Origin of the sequence: Cohnella faecalis (assembly GCF_003570905.1) — a bacterium.
GTDB lineage: Bacteria > Bacillota > Bacilli > Paenibacillales > Paenibacillaceae > Cohnella > Cohnella faecalis.
In genome coordinates, this window is record NZ_QXJM01000063.1 from 1 (window position 1) to 12,010 (window position 12,010).

14 protein-coding genes and 1 other RNA gene are annotated in these 12,010 nt (G+C 54.9%); 11 read left to right on the forward strand and 4 right to left on the reverse strand.

Annotated features, from left to right (window positions below):
- A partial coding sequence (locus D3H35_RS33285; RefSeq protein WP_233568242.1) for a hypothetical protein occupies positions 1-207 on the reverse strand: 207 nt, incomplete at its 3' end.
- 185 nt (positions 208-392) lie between these two features.
- On the opposite strand from D3H35_RS33285, the gene D3H35_RS29515 reads away from it, so the two are divergent.
- The 6 genes from D3H35_RS29515 to D3H35_RS29535 all read left to right on the forward strand — a co-directional run bounded on the left by D3H35_RS29515 (position 393) and on the right by D3H35_RS29535 (position 3,212).
- Positions 393-596 (forward strand): TetR/AcrR family transcriptional regulator, encoded by a 204-nt coding sequence (locus tag D3H35_RS29515; protein WP_158594217.1) that lies wholly within the window; start codon positions 393-395, stop codon positions 594-596.
- Between the two features lie 148 nt (positions 597-744).
- Positions 745-990, forward strand: coding sequence for a hypothetical protein (locus tag D3H35_RS29520; RefSeq protein ID WP_119152630.1), 246 nt, complete (start codon positions 745-747; stop codon positions 988-990).
- A 124-nt stretch (positions 991-1,114) separates the two neighbouring features.
- The gene (locus tag D3H35_RS33290; RefSeq protein ID WP_233568243.1) at positions 1,115-1,261 is read left to right on the forward strand and encodes a hypothetical protein; all 147 of its coding nucleotides are present in this window, start codon (positions 1,115-1,117) and stop codon (positions 1,259-1,261) included.
- On the forward strand, positions 1,258-1,884 hold the full coding sequence (locus D3H35_RS29525; protein ID WP_233568244.1) for a sugar phosphate isomerase/epimerase family protein: 627 nt from the start codon (positions 1,258-1,260) through the stop codon (positions 1,882-1,884). The genes D3H35_RS33290 and D3H35_RS29525 overlap by 4 nt, the downstream gene beginning before the upstream one ends.
- A 147-nt stretch (positions 1,885-2,031) precedes the next feature.
- Positions 2,032-2,943 carry a GNAT family N-acetyltransferase gene (locus D3H35_RS29530; RefSeq protein ID WP_119152631.1) on the forward strand — a complete coding sequence of 304 codons (912 nt, stop codon included), beginning with the start codon at positions 2,032-2,034 and terminating at the stop codon, positions 2,941-2,943.
- On the forward strand, positions 2,928-3,212 hold the full coding sequence (locus D3H35_RS29535) for a sterol carrier protein domain-containing protein (protein WP_119151266.1): 285 nt from the start codon (positions 2,928-2,930) through the stop codon (positions 3,210-3,212). Before D3H35_RS29530 ends, D3H35_RS29535 begins: the two co-directional genes overlap by 16 nt.
- Here D3H35_RS29535 and D3H35_RS29540 read toward each other — a convergent pair whose 3' ends face one another.
- Positions 3,213-4,694, reverse strand: a complete 1,482-nt coding sequence (locus D3H35_RS29540) for a methyl-accepting chemotaxis protein (RefSeq protein ID WP_158594362.1) — start codon at positions 4,692-4,694, stop codon at positions 3,213-3,215.
- A gap of 242 nt (positions 4,695-4,936) precedes the next feature.
- On the opposite strand from D3H35_RS29540, the gene secG reads away from it, so the two are divergent.
- The 5 genes from secG (at position 4,937) to ssrA (ending at position 10,672) form a co-directional block, all read left to right on the forward strand.
- Complete coding sequence (gene secG / locus D3H35_RS29545) at positions 4,937-5,176, forward strand: preprotein translocase subunit SecG (protein ID WP_119147331.1); 240 nt, start codon at positions 4,937-4,939, stop codon at positions 5,174-5,176.
- Between the two features lie 202 nt (positions 5,177-5,378).
- Positions 5,379-8,456 (forward strand): ribonuclease R, encoded by a 3,078-nt coding sequence (gene rnr, locus D3H35_RS29550; protein ID WP_199728650.1) that lies wholly within the window; start codon positions 5,379-5,381, stop codon positions 8,454-8,456.
- A gap of 140 nt (positions 8,457-8,596) precedes the next feature.
- The gene (pyrB, locus tag D3H35_RS29555; protein WP_119152635.1) at positions 8,597-9,523 is read left to right on the forward strand and encodes an aspartate carbamoyltransferase; all 927 of its coding nucleotides are present in this window, start codon (positions 8,597-8,599) and stop codon (positions 9,521-9,523) included.
- A gap of 92 nt (positions 9,524-9,615) precedes the next feature.
- Entirely contained in the window at positions 9,616-10,104 is a 489-nt protein-coding gene (smpB, locus tag D3H35_RS29560; RefSeq protein ID WP_119152636.1) for an SsrA-binding protein SmpB, read from the forward strand.
- 204 nt (positions 10,105-10,308) lie between these two features.
- Positions 10,309-10,672: a transfer-messenger RNA gene (ssrA, locus tag D3H35_RS29565) on the forward strand.
- Positions 10,673-11,002: 330 nt separating this feature from the next.
- Here ssrA and D3H35_RS29570 read toward each other — a convergent pair.
- Together D3H35_RS29570 and D3H35_RS33295 are read right to left on the reverse strand one after the other, a co-directional pair.
- The gene (locus D3H35_RS29570; protein WP_119152637.1) at positions 11,003-11,191 is read right to left on the reverse strand and encodes a pepsin/retropepsin-like aspartic protease family protein; all 189 of its coding nucleotides are present in this window, start codon (positions 11,189-11,191) and stop codon (positions 11,003-11,005) included.
- A gap of 122 nt (positions 11,192-11,313) precedes the next feature.
- Positions 11,314-11,454 carry a hypothetical protein gene (locus tag D3H35_RS33295; protein ID WP_233568245.1) on the reverse strand — a complete coding sequence of 47 codons (141 nt, stop codon included), beginning with the start codon at positions 11,452-11,454 and terminating at the stop codon, positions 11,314-11,316.
- Positions 11,455-12,010 lie beyond the last annotated feature (556 nt).

Sequence of the window (12,010 nt, forward strand, 5' to 3'; positions counted from 1 at the left end):
GTACATCAATTGGTTGAAGTCCAATTCGTCGTCATCCAGCTTTGAGTCAAAAGCGGCCGCAATCCTTTCATCCTCTCGAAATGGATAGGGTAGCGCCTCTGGACGTATTCCCTCTGGAACCGGTTGCGCAACGTCTCGGAAGGTTGGGCGGGGGCTCCACATGGTGGCGCGATCGCGCCAACGACGCCAGATGGCTGCCGATTTCATAGGATGTCCCTTTCAAGGTGAGGTGCCGGACGGTCATGAAGCCGCTCGTGTCCAAAGGGAGCTGGGTTTCGCTTTTGAATAGTGACATGTGATTGCCTCCTTCTGCTTTTCAATTATAATATAACTGACTGATCAGTTAATGTAAATATTCAGCTTAGATGATATAATTGGGCGGGGTGATGCGAATGTCAAGAACGGTCAATGTAGCATTGCGGGAAAAGAAGCGACAACAAATTATAGATGCAGCCTCTTCGTTGTTTTCCACGAGGGGGTTTTTCGCGACGACCGTGTCCGAGATCGCCAAGGAAGCGGGTATGAGCCATGCGGCGGTGTTTACGTATTTTTCAAGCAAGGAGGAGCTGCTGGACGCGATTATACAAGGTCCTTGAAGGAGGAGTCTTCGCGGCTGCGAAAGCTTCTTAGCCAAGAAGGAGCGCCCGGGCGCATTCTGGAGCTTATCGTCAAGGAACAGGTCGAATCTCATATTCGGAAGGGTCGTATTTAAGAATCGTTCAAATCGTTCTAAGCCAGCCAGCCGTGTTCGACAAGCAGTCGAAGGCCGTCTTCGCCTATTCGAGCGAAATCGTCACCGCACTGACTCGTCTCATCGAGCAAGGGCAGGCGGCGGGCGAGCTGTTGCCGGGAGATCCCGAGGCTACCGGTTGGTCGTACTTCTCATACGTCAGCGGACTGGGAATGATCAATCACGATGCCGACGACAATCTGGTGCGGGAGTTCGTCGATAGAGGCTGCAGAATTATCGGCCTCCTGCGGCGCGGCTAGCTCGGATAAAGTGGAAACCCCAAATGCCATAAAAAGTGGGCAAAAACCTTCCTCGTGGGGAGTGACTTTTTTGCCTATAATGAAGGGGGGATGACACTCTAACGATAGATTGGTGGATGAACAGATGAGTAAACCGCAGTTGGGCATTCAATTGTATTCCGTACGCGACCTCGCGGAAAAAGACTTCCTTGGCACCATTAGACAGATTGCTGAAATCGGATACAAGAACGTAGAGCTGGCCGGTATTACGGAGTTTCCGCCAAAGATTTGAAGCAGGCTCTCGCCGACAACGGTCTCCATGCATCGTCCGCGCACGTCGGATTGACCGTGAACGAGCCGGAGAAGCTGGAAGAGAACTTGAAGCAACAGATCGAATACGCGATCGAGCTCGGACTTCCGAAATTCGTCGTGCCGGGGTATCCGTTGCCGGAAAACCCGACAGCGGGCGATGTGGCTAAGTTCATCGATACGCTCGGGCGCGCCGCCGATGTCGTGACGGCAGCGGGGCTTGCGTTCGGCTACCACAATCACGCGTTCGAATTCAAGCCGGCTCCAAGCGGCAAGCTGATTATCGACGAATTGTTGGAAAGCATCCCGGCAAACAAGCTGTTCGCCGAATTCGATCTTGGTTGGATAAAAGTCGCAGGGCAAGACCCGGCTGCTTACGTCGCTAAATATGCGGGTCGCCTGCCGCTCGTTCACGCAAAGGATTTCAAACCCGACGGCGTCGATACGGAAATCGGCCGCGGCACGGTCGACTGGGACACCGCTCTTGCCGCAAGCGAGCAAGCGGGCGTCGAGTACGTCATTATCGAGCAGGAGCGGTACGACATCTCGTCTCTGGAGAGTGCGCAGCTCAATTTTGCGTGGTTCAAGGAACGCGGCTGGAATTAAGTCCCCGCCATACATCTTGGATTGGTAAATATGACACGAATTGAGGGTCCGGCAGCGATGCCGGGTTCTTTTTTTGGCCTTGCTCGCACGGTTCGGTTAAGATGAAAGCATAGGTATGAAATCAACGGAAAAGAGGATAAGCATCCAATGATGACGTTAAGGAATGTTCGAGAGAACGAATTCGATGATCTGATGGCGCTGTGGCAGTTCGCCTTTCAAATTCAAATGCCGCCGGAGCGAGTGGAAAAGGAGCGCGAATCGTTCCGTGCAGACAATCATTGGGGGCTGTTCGACGAGAATGGCAGGCTGCTGACGAATTTGTCTATTTTGCCGCTTGAGGTGTGGATCCACGGTGTTCGGATGAAAATGGGCGGAGTCGCGAGCGTATCCAGTTGGCCGGACGCGCGCAGGCAAGGGGGAGTGACCAAGCTGCTTCACCATGCGCTCCGAAAAATGCGCGAAGCGGGACAGACGATCAGCATGCTGCATCCGTTCTCGGTTCCCTTTTACCGCAAATACGGGTATGAGCTGACGGTGACGAGAAAGCAGTACACGATCGAGACGAAGCATTTTCCTCCTCGGGCAGATGTGCCGGGGACGGTTGCCATTGTGCCGAAACGTTCGGAACTGCTGAACGACGTGTACGAACAATACGCTGCAAAATATAGCTGTACGCTGGCGAGAACGGACGACTGGTGGGAGAGAAAGGTGCTGTCCAAGCCGGGGGTGGCCGCTCTATACCGAAATCCGGACGGAATCGCGGAAGGTTATTTGCTGTATGAGGCGGCGGACCGCAAGATGCGGATACATGAGTGGGTGCATACGACCGAAACGGCTCGGGCGGCGTTGTGGAGCTTCATTGGCAATCACGATTCGATGATCGATCAGCTCGTCATGATGGCCCGGAGGACGATGACCTGCCTTTCTTGCTGCCGGAGCCGCGGTTCAAGCAAGAGCTGTTGCCTTATTTCATGTCGCGTATCGTGGATGTGGAGCGGTTCATCGAGCCGTATTCCTTTGCGGCTTCCGAGCGGGAGGATGTATTGGCGATCCGGGTAGAGGATGAACGGGCGGATTGGAACGACGGCTGGTTCCGGTTGACGATTCCCGCGAACGGACGATCGGCCTTGGTCGAGCGGACAGAGATGGCGGCTCCGGGAATTCCCTCGGCTGCGTGCGACATTCAGACATGGACTGCAATGCTCGCCGGAGGACGACGTCCGGCAGCGTTCGCCTCTGTAGGGAGATTGAAGGCCGAAGAGGAGGCGCTGGCGATTATGGAGCGCCGGATTCCCCGCGGCCCGACTTATTTGGCGGATTTCTTCTGATCAGACGGCGATAGGCTCGTCTTCCATCCATTGAATGGCATGATCCAGCGCCGCCTTGAACAATTGCCGTCCTTGTTGGGTCAGACCTTGGCGCGCTTTTTCGTATTCGCCGTTCAGCATGTAGCCCGCATTGCGATCTTTGGTCCGATGGAAGCTTTCCCAAGCTTCGCGAAGCTCGGCGAGACAGCGGCTATCTCGCGAATCCGCACAATGAACGGCAAGCTCTTCGAACCGTTGCTCCAGCTGCTGCTCCATCGCGAGCTTGCGCTCGTTCCAAGCCCGGATGTCTTCGGGAGCGCGGCACTCAATCATGGACAGCATAATGGCTCGTACCCCGAGTGCTCCTTCCATCCAGCTCTCGATTGCGGAGGAAAGAGGGGTCATTCCGTTCTCTGCCGGAAGCTTGAACTGGGAAACGGCTGAACGGAGCGACATGCCGGTGCTGACAGCTTGCCGAACCGATTCGTTCATGGAGAGGATGTTGTGCTGCTGGACGTCGACGGAGGCGAGCGCTTCCTCGGTTCCGGCCGCCATCTGCTCGACCATCGCGGACGTACTCATGACCGCCTCGGAGAGGGAGGAGGTCGAGTCGGTCACGGCGCGGAGGTTGCCGTTCATTCGCTGCAGTTGGCCGTCGGTATCGGCGATGAATTTGGCGAATCCTTTGAAGCGTTCGGTCGTTTCTTCCATGGCGGAAGAGCTTTCGAGAACGGATGCCTTCATCCGTTCGACGGCTTCCTCAAGACGGCCGCTTCGCCGCGTCGCTGCTGTCATCTGTTCGGTGATGCGGACGGCGGATTCCCGGGTTTGCAGCGCGAGCTTGGATACCTCTTGGGCGACGACCGCAAAGCCTGTGCCATGATCTCCAGCGCGTGCCGCCTCAATGTTGGCGTTCAGGGCTAGCAGCTGGGTCTGGCTCGCTATGTCGTCGATCAGCTTTGACATGTTGGCGATCATGACGAAAGCTTCTCGAAATTCCCGCATTTCGGCCGTCATTTCCTCGGAATCGCCGACCATCGTCTCCAGCGTTCCCGTCAGACGCCCCATCGCTTCAAGTCCTTGCTCGACGGTGCTTCTATAAGTCGAGGAGGAGGCGGAAATGTCGTCGGAATGGAGCTGAAGCTCCTGCAGGTTGCCGTGGATGACGGCGATCTCTTCGGACATTCGTTGGACGTTCTCTGCGGCTTCTTGTACGCCGAGAGTTACTTCCTGGATCGTATTCGTCACCGTCGCGGCCTGGCCCGAGATGATCTCGGATCGCTGCGTGACGGAGTCCAGGCGATCTCCAAGCTCGCGGGAAGAGCGGAAGACGAGGCGAAGCAACGTGCGTAAGCTGTTGGACGATCGGCGGAGCGTGAACAGGAGCGAATCGTTTTTCCTCTTGGCGGCAACGGGGGAGGCGACTGCCGTGAAATCTCCGTCGGCGAAACGCTGGAGCTGAGCGGCAATCTCGGTATGAGAGCGTGATGTTATTTTGAACATGTGCGTCACCTTCATGTGATGAAATTTAACATAAACCTACTGTACACCGATGTCTAATCATAGGCAATATGCTCCAGCGACAATTTGCAAATTTTGTCGAATATCTCTTTTCGGGACTTGCTTCGAACGAGCGGGATTAGGTTGTCAAGCCCTAAGGCGTGTGGTACAATGAAAATACTGTTTTTGTGTATATTCATTAATTATGCAAGTCTTCGTGTCTCGGCATTTGGGGGGTGTAAGCGGTGGTCGTTTTCTTAAAAGTGTTGCTTGTTATTTTCTCTTTGGGCATGATTACCGTCGTTCTGTTGCAGCGCGGGAAGAGCGCTGGCCTGTCCGGTGCGATTACCGGGGGCGCGGAGCACTTGTTCGGTAAGCAGAAAGCTCGCGGTCTGGATTTGTTCCTTCAACGTCTCACGATCGGATTGGCGGTTGGCTTCTTCGTCCTTTCCCTGGTCGTTGCGTACGTCGTAAAAACCAGCTAGCGGAACAATCGAGAACAAGCAGGAAGCGCGTGCTTCCTGCTTTTTTTGTTGCTATGGCGCGATGAAAACTTTTCCAATAGAGGAAAGGTGCCGATATAGAGGGTAATCCGTCCTCGCAGGAGGTCGGCGATGTCTTCCGATTTGGTTGCCGGAGCAGCAATGGGTATATACTATACATAGGACGAGGTGATAACGGATGCCATTGTGTACGGAGCAGGAGCTGCTCGACTTTATGCGCGAAACGGCGTATAAACCGATGACGTACCAGGAACTAGAGAAGCATTTTGGCATTGCGAACGCGGAGGAGTTCAAAGCTTTTTTGCGCATGCTGACCGAAATGGAGAACGAAGGAAAAATCTTATTGACGCGCACGGATCGTTACGGCGTGCCGGAGAGAATGAACTTGCTGCGGGGCAGGCTGCAGGCCCATCCGAAGGGCTTCGCTTTCCTGCTGCCGGAGGAGCCGGACCATCCGGACGTCTATATTCACGCGAACGATCTGCAAAGCGCAATGAACGGGGATACGGTTCTCGTTCGGGTAACGTCCAAGAGCGACAACGGCTCAAGGCTGGAAGGCGAGGTTGTCCGCGTAGTGAAGCGCGCGGTCACGCAGGTCGTCGGCTTGTTCACGAGCCACGATTCGTTCGGGTTCGTCGTGCCCGACGACAAGCGGATCAACAAGGACATCTTCATTCGGCAGGAGTCGTTCCTCGGAGCGGCTTCCGGACAGAAGGTCGTCGTTAAGATCGTTAAATACCCGGAAGGGCGCTCCGCCGCAGAAGGCGAAATCGTCGAAATTCTCGGAAACAAAGACGAGCCGGGCGTCGATATTCTTAGCATCATCCGTAAGCACGGGCTGCCGGAAGGGTTCCCCGAGGAGGTGCTCGCGGAAGCTGAAGCCGCTCCCGAGGTAATTACGGAGGACGAGATCGTCTCCCAAGGGCGCCGCGATTTGCGGAATAAGGTTATCGTTACGATAGATGGCGAGGACGCCAAGGATTTGGACGATGCCGTCAACGTCGAAGTGTTGGAAAACGGCAACTGGCTGCTGGGCGTCCATATCGCCGACGTCAGCTATTACGTTCGGGAGAAATCGAAGCTCGACGAGGAAGCGTACAATCGCGGGACGAGCGTCTACTTGGTCGATCGCGTCATTCCGATGCTTCCGCATCGGCTGTCCAACGGGATTTGCTCGCTTAACCCGAAGGTGGACAGGCTGACGATGTCTTGCGAGATGGAGTTCGACCCTCGGACGATGCGTCGGGTTCGGCACGACATTTTCACGAGCGTTATTCGAACGAAGGAACGGATGACCTACACAAACGTCCGCAAAATCGTGCAAGACGAGGATCCGGAAGTGTCCGAGCGTTACGCCGATCTGGTGGATACGTTCAAGCTGATGCGCGATTTGGCGATGGAGCTTCGCGGGCAGCGGATGAAGCGCGGCGCGATCGATTTCGATTTTCAGGAATCGAAGGTGCTGGTGGACGAGCAGGGCAAGCCGTACGAAATAATTAAAAGAGAACGGTCGATCGCCGAGCAGATTATCGAAGAGTTCATGCTGGCGGCTAACGAGACGGTTGCGGAGCATTTTCACTGGTTGAAGGTGCCGTTCCTGTACCGGATTCACGAGGAGCCGGAAGGCGACAAGCTCGTTCATTTCATGCAATTCGCGGGCAACTTCGGTTACGCGGTGCGCGGCAAGGGCAACTCGGTTCACCCGCGCGCTCTACAGACGCTGCTGGAGGAAATTCGCGGGAAGAAGGAAGAGACGGTCATCAGCACGATGATGCTTCGTTCGATGAAGCAGGCGAAGTACGACGCTCAGAGTCTCGGGCACTTCGGGCTTGCCGCCGAGTTCTATTCGCACTTCACGTCTCCGATTCGTCGTTATCCGGATTTGATGATCCACCGCGTCATGCGCGAGGTGATCGAGAACGGCGGGGCGCTGCCGGAAGGCCGATTCGACGTTCTGAACGCGAAAATGCCAGAAGTGGCGCAGCAGTCGTCGGAGCGCGAGCGGACGGCGGTCGATGCCGAGCGGGACACGGAGAAGCTGAAGAAGGCCGAGTTCATGCTGGACAAGATCGGCGAGGAATTCGAAGGCATGGTCAGCGGCGTGACAAGCTTCGGGATGTTCATCGAGCTGGAAAATACGGTCGAGGGCCTCATTCGTCTCAGCGATATGACGGACGATTACTATCACTTCCATGAGCTGCATATGGCGTTGATCGGCGAACGGACTTCGAAAATATACCGCATCGGCGACGAAGTGAAAATCCGTGTCGCGCGGGTGAGCATGGACGACCATACGATTGATTTCGAACTGGTCGATATGAAGCCGCGCAGCTATGGCGGCGGCCGAGTGAATTTCGTCGATTCGCGCGGAGGCGGGGCCGGATTCGGCGGCAAGCGCAAGAAGCGCGGCTCCGGCGGCTCGGGCGGCGGGTTCGGAGCGGTCGCCGGACGCGGAGGCGGTCAGGGCGATCGCAGAGGCAAAGGCAAGGCTCAGCCGGGCGGCGGCAAGGGCAAGAGTGAGCGCGGGAGCTTCGGCGGAGCCGGAAGCCCGGGTGCGAAAAAAGGCGGACGAGGCGCGCCGGGTGGAACCGGAGACTCGGGCGGCCATAATGGCGAACGGGAGAGCCTTGGTCGAGTTGGAGTCCAGGGCGACCAGGGAGGCCTTGGCGGGTTCAATGGCAATGAAGGCGGCAGCGGCGGTAAGAATGTCGCCCGTAAACGAGGCGGCGAAGCGGGTGACGGCGCTGTACGCGGCGATATTGCCCAGACGAGCAGCGCCAAGCGCGAAGGAGTCGTCGCCGTCGCCGAGACGGCGGTGGCCGGAGTCGCCTTGCAGAGCGGCGGCAAGAAGCGGAAGGGCGGCAGCGGCTCGGAGCCGGCTGCGTTCGATCCGAACGCGCCTCGCGGCGGACGCGGCGGCAAGAAAGGCCGCGATCAGCGCGGCGGCCGGCCTCCAATGGATCAGACCCCGGACGTGAACTCGGTCAGCGGTCCACGCGTCAAAAGGAAGAAGGGCACGGATATGTGGGGACTTCCAATATCCGGTACGCTTTCCCGTGCCACGGATGACGGAGAAGGCGGCATCATCGGCGAGCCGCGCAAGAAGAAGGGGCCGGGCGGCCGTCCCGAAGGCAAAGGAAATCGGGCAGGCGGAGGGCGCCGTTCCACCGACGCAGGAGCGGGAGCTACGGAATCCCCTGCTCCGGCTTCGCCTTCCGGCGAAACGGCTCCACCGAAACGCAAAAAGAAAAAGCAGCAGTAACGAGCTTGGGGCCCGCCGGCATTGCCGGCGGGCTCCTTTTTTGTCGAGGCGGCTCGAATTCCATTTTACAATCGTCCTCGTATCTTATAGGATAGAACATGGTGTGCGAAAACGGACAAGATCGGGGAGGCGGACTTCTCATGGAACGGAACTTGTATCATGTGCTCGGAGCGAAGCAGTTCGGACGGGAAGATTTGGATCGGCTGTTCGCGGAGGCGCGGGAGATGGAGAAGGTCGTGGCTGCGGGCGGCGATCGGAGATTTACGGGTAAAATCATGACAACGCTGTTCTTCGAGGCGAGCACGCGGACGAGACTGAGCTTCGAATCGGCGATGAACCGGCTCGGCGGCAGCGTCATCGGCACGGAAAATGCGGCGCAATTCTCGTCGGCGATCAAGGGCGAGACGCTTGAGGATACGATCAAAATCATTACCGGCTACAGCGATGTCATCGTTATGCGGCATACGGACATCGGCGCAGCCAAAAGAGCGGCCAAGGTATCGGGCGTACCGGTCATCAATGCAGGGGACGGCGCGGGAGAGCACCCGACGCAGGCTTTGCTGGACGCGTATACGATCGGCAAGGAGCTTGGCCAGATCGACGGCGTGAAAATCGCGATGGTCGGCGATCTCGCTTACGGACGGACGGTTCACTCGCTTAGCTACATTTTGGCGAATTACAAGGACGTTATGATTTATTACATTTCGCCGGAAAATGTGCAAATCCCGGCCAGCGTCAAACGGTATATGGACGAGAAAGGGATCCGTTTCGCGGAAACGACCGACCTCGATTCCGTTGCCGGAGATGTCGACGTGGTGTACCAGACGCGGATTCAGAAGGAGCGGTTCCCGTCGATTGAGGAATACGAGAAGGCTTCCGGCCAGTATATTGTGGACCGCGAGCTGCTGGATCGGATGCGCAAAAATTCCATCGTGCTGCATCCGCTGCCTCGTGCCGGAGAGATCGCCGAAGAGGTCGATGCCGATCCTCGGGCGGCTTACTTCCGCCAGGCTCAGAACGGGCTTTTTATCCGGATGGCTCTGATCGACAAGTGCTTGGGTAAATAAAGAGGCGGACGGTCGGGACAACGGATTGGCTCGCTTTGCTCGAACGTGGTATAATATATTTCCGGCTTATTATGGGAAGGAGATGAAGGAAAGTGGGCAAGAAGGATCAGTTCGACAAGCCTCTGGCGCAAAATAAGAAGGCGTCCCACGATTACTTCATCGAGGATACCTATGAGGCCGGCATGGTGCTGACAGGAACCGAAATCAAATCGTTGCGCAACGGCCGGGGCAACCTGAACGATACGTTCGCCACGATCCGCAACGGCGAGATGTTCCTTCACAACATGCACATTAGCCCGTTCGAGCAGGGCAATCGCCACAATCCGGACCCGACTCGCGCCCGCAAGCTGCTGCTTCACAAGGTGCAGATCCACAAGCTACTCGGCATTACGAAGCAAGAGGGCTACACGATCGTGCCTTTGAAGGTGTACATCAAGAACGGCTACGCGAAGCTGCTGATCGGCGTCGGCAAAGGGAAAAAGCAGTACGACAAGCGCCAGACCGAGGCGAAGCGGGATTCCCAGCGGGACATTCAGCGGATTCTTCGGGAGAAGCAGAAGGTTAGCATTCCGGGTAAGTGATTGACTGGCATGGCGCGTATGCAATGTGCCGGAATCGGTAATTAGGCGGCATGCGATTAGGAAATGTGCCGACAACAATTGTGCAGTTGGTAACGGCGGAATCGTTCGCCAGCGCTGGCAGCAATCAATTGAGGTAACCGCGCGGTCGACGTGGTATACTAATTGAGCAGGACGGTAAGACATGCTTTAGCTTTTTTACCTCTCGGGGGCGTTTATGGATTCGACGGGGACAGTTCGAGCATGGGTAGCGGGTAGTAGGGCTGCGACTGCTTCAACAACGCGGAAAGCCTATTAAACGGCAAACAACAACAACCTCTGGCTCTGGCCGCCTAATAACGGTCACCAGGCTTCTACTCTCCATCGCCCATGTGGCGGGATAGGGGCTCAACTTTAGTGGGATACGCTGTCTAGTCTCCGCCTGGGGCTAGCTGAAGAAGACAATCAGGCTGACCCAACGCGGAGCCGGTTCCGGGGCGCCGCTCGGGTGACATCAAAACTGGGACTACACCCGTAGAAGCACATGTGGCGTTGTCTTCGGACAGGGGTTCGACTCCCCTCGCCTCCACCATCATGAAAGCCAGCCGCAAGAGGCTGGCTTTTTTGCGTGGAGCGCGAGGGGCGAGAGTCGCCCCAGTCCGAAGGAGGACATTGGGGTTCGCCCGCGCGCAGGGAGCGAAGCGGACGAGCACGGCATCTCATTCTACCTCTAAGACCGTCATCCGCGAATTGGCTTCGTCAGCAAAGTTAATCAAGAATGGGATACCCCTGAGCCGAATAAAGAATCGCGAGACAAGAAACCGACACGAAGTAGTCGTGTTTCGTATGGGGAGCTGAGTGGCTCTTGCAACAAACTAAAACCCCGATAGCAAGAGATCGGGGTTAATTTTATACATACTATTTACTTTTTATGAATTTCTAGCATTTCAGTATCGATAATGATGCCCGCAATACGCATAAAATCAAAACCTAAGATGCCGTTGATTTCTAACCCATAATTCATTTCTCCAACTTCAATTTCAAAATGATCTAACTGAATATCTTCGATCTTCAAGGAATTTAATGTTTTGAAGCCCGTCAATAAGTTCAATGTTCATCCTCTACCTTTAATTCCAATCCATCTTCGTTCACGAATTTCTACCCTTGGTCTAGAAGTATGAAAGAAGTAAAACTCATTGGCTGGACGAGTTCTCTGCAATTCATTACATTGCTTCATTGCTTCAAAAGAGTCGTCAAACTTTTGTACAATTGCCATTCGTCTACGAGACGGAGCCCGTCATCTGAGTGTACTTGAATAGCTTCAATGACTACCCATTCGTTAGGGTAAAGATTTTGCACTTCGTTCCACTTCATGATGGTCCTCCGTTCGTTGCTTTTGATTTTAGTATATATCAGCTTAGTATCACCTTCAATGGTTCCGGGGCGCCGCTTGGGTGACATCAGAACTGGGACTACACTAGTAGAAGCGCATGTGGCGTTGTCTTCGGACGAGGTTGTGGATTTTTGCTTTTCCGGTACTTGTGGCTTTAGTTAATCGTTAATCTTGCAAATAAGGAAAATATCTGATGATCTCTTTACAAGTTTACTAGCCATACCTTGAACTGCACCCCAAATGTTAGACATAACTATGATCAAGTTCAGTACAGATTGATCCCTGCTTAGAATACACAACAGAGATATGACCTCTCTGTTTTTTTTAATTATATATTGGGCGATACATGGTAATTGTAAAATTATTTCAGTTTGTCACATGATAATATGGTGACAGGAGTAACTATTATTTAAGATGGATTATTTATATAATCATTTGATTATTCAAGATACAGATGAGAAAACAGATCTAACCCCATTAGTCGAAATTGACGGTGAACAGATTAGTCTGGACAAGCTAAAAATATCAGAGTTTGAT

What these genes read in the sequence shown, in the direction of transcription:
- D3H35_RS29515 (WP_158594217.1), top strand. Translation starts at nt 393, where the DNA reads ATGTCAAGAACGGTCAATGTAGCATTGCGGGAAAAGAAGCGACAACAA.
- D3H35_RS33290 (WP_233568243.1), top strand. Translation starts at nt 1,115, where the DNA reads ATGAGTAAACCGCAGTTGGGCATTCAATTGTATTCCGTACGCGACCTC.
- D3H35_RS29530 (WP_119152631.1), top strand. Translation starts at nt 2,032, where the DNA reads ATGATGACGTTAAGGAATGTTCGAGAGAACGAATTCGATGATCTGATG.
- D3H35_RS29540 (WP_158594362.1), bottom strand. Translation starts at nt 4,694, where the DNA reads ATGTTCAAAATAACATCACGCTCTCATACCGAGATTGCCGCTCAGCTC.
- pyrB (WP_119152635.1), top strand. Translation starts at nt 8,597, where the DNA reads ATGGAACGGAACTTGTATCATGTGCTCGGAGCGAAGCAGTTCGGACGG.
- D3H35_RS33295 (WP_233568245.1), bottom strand. Translation starts at nt 11,454, where the DNA reads ATGAAGTGGAACGAAGTGCAAAATCTTTACCCTAACGAATGGGTAGTC.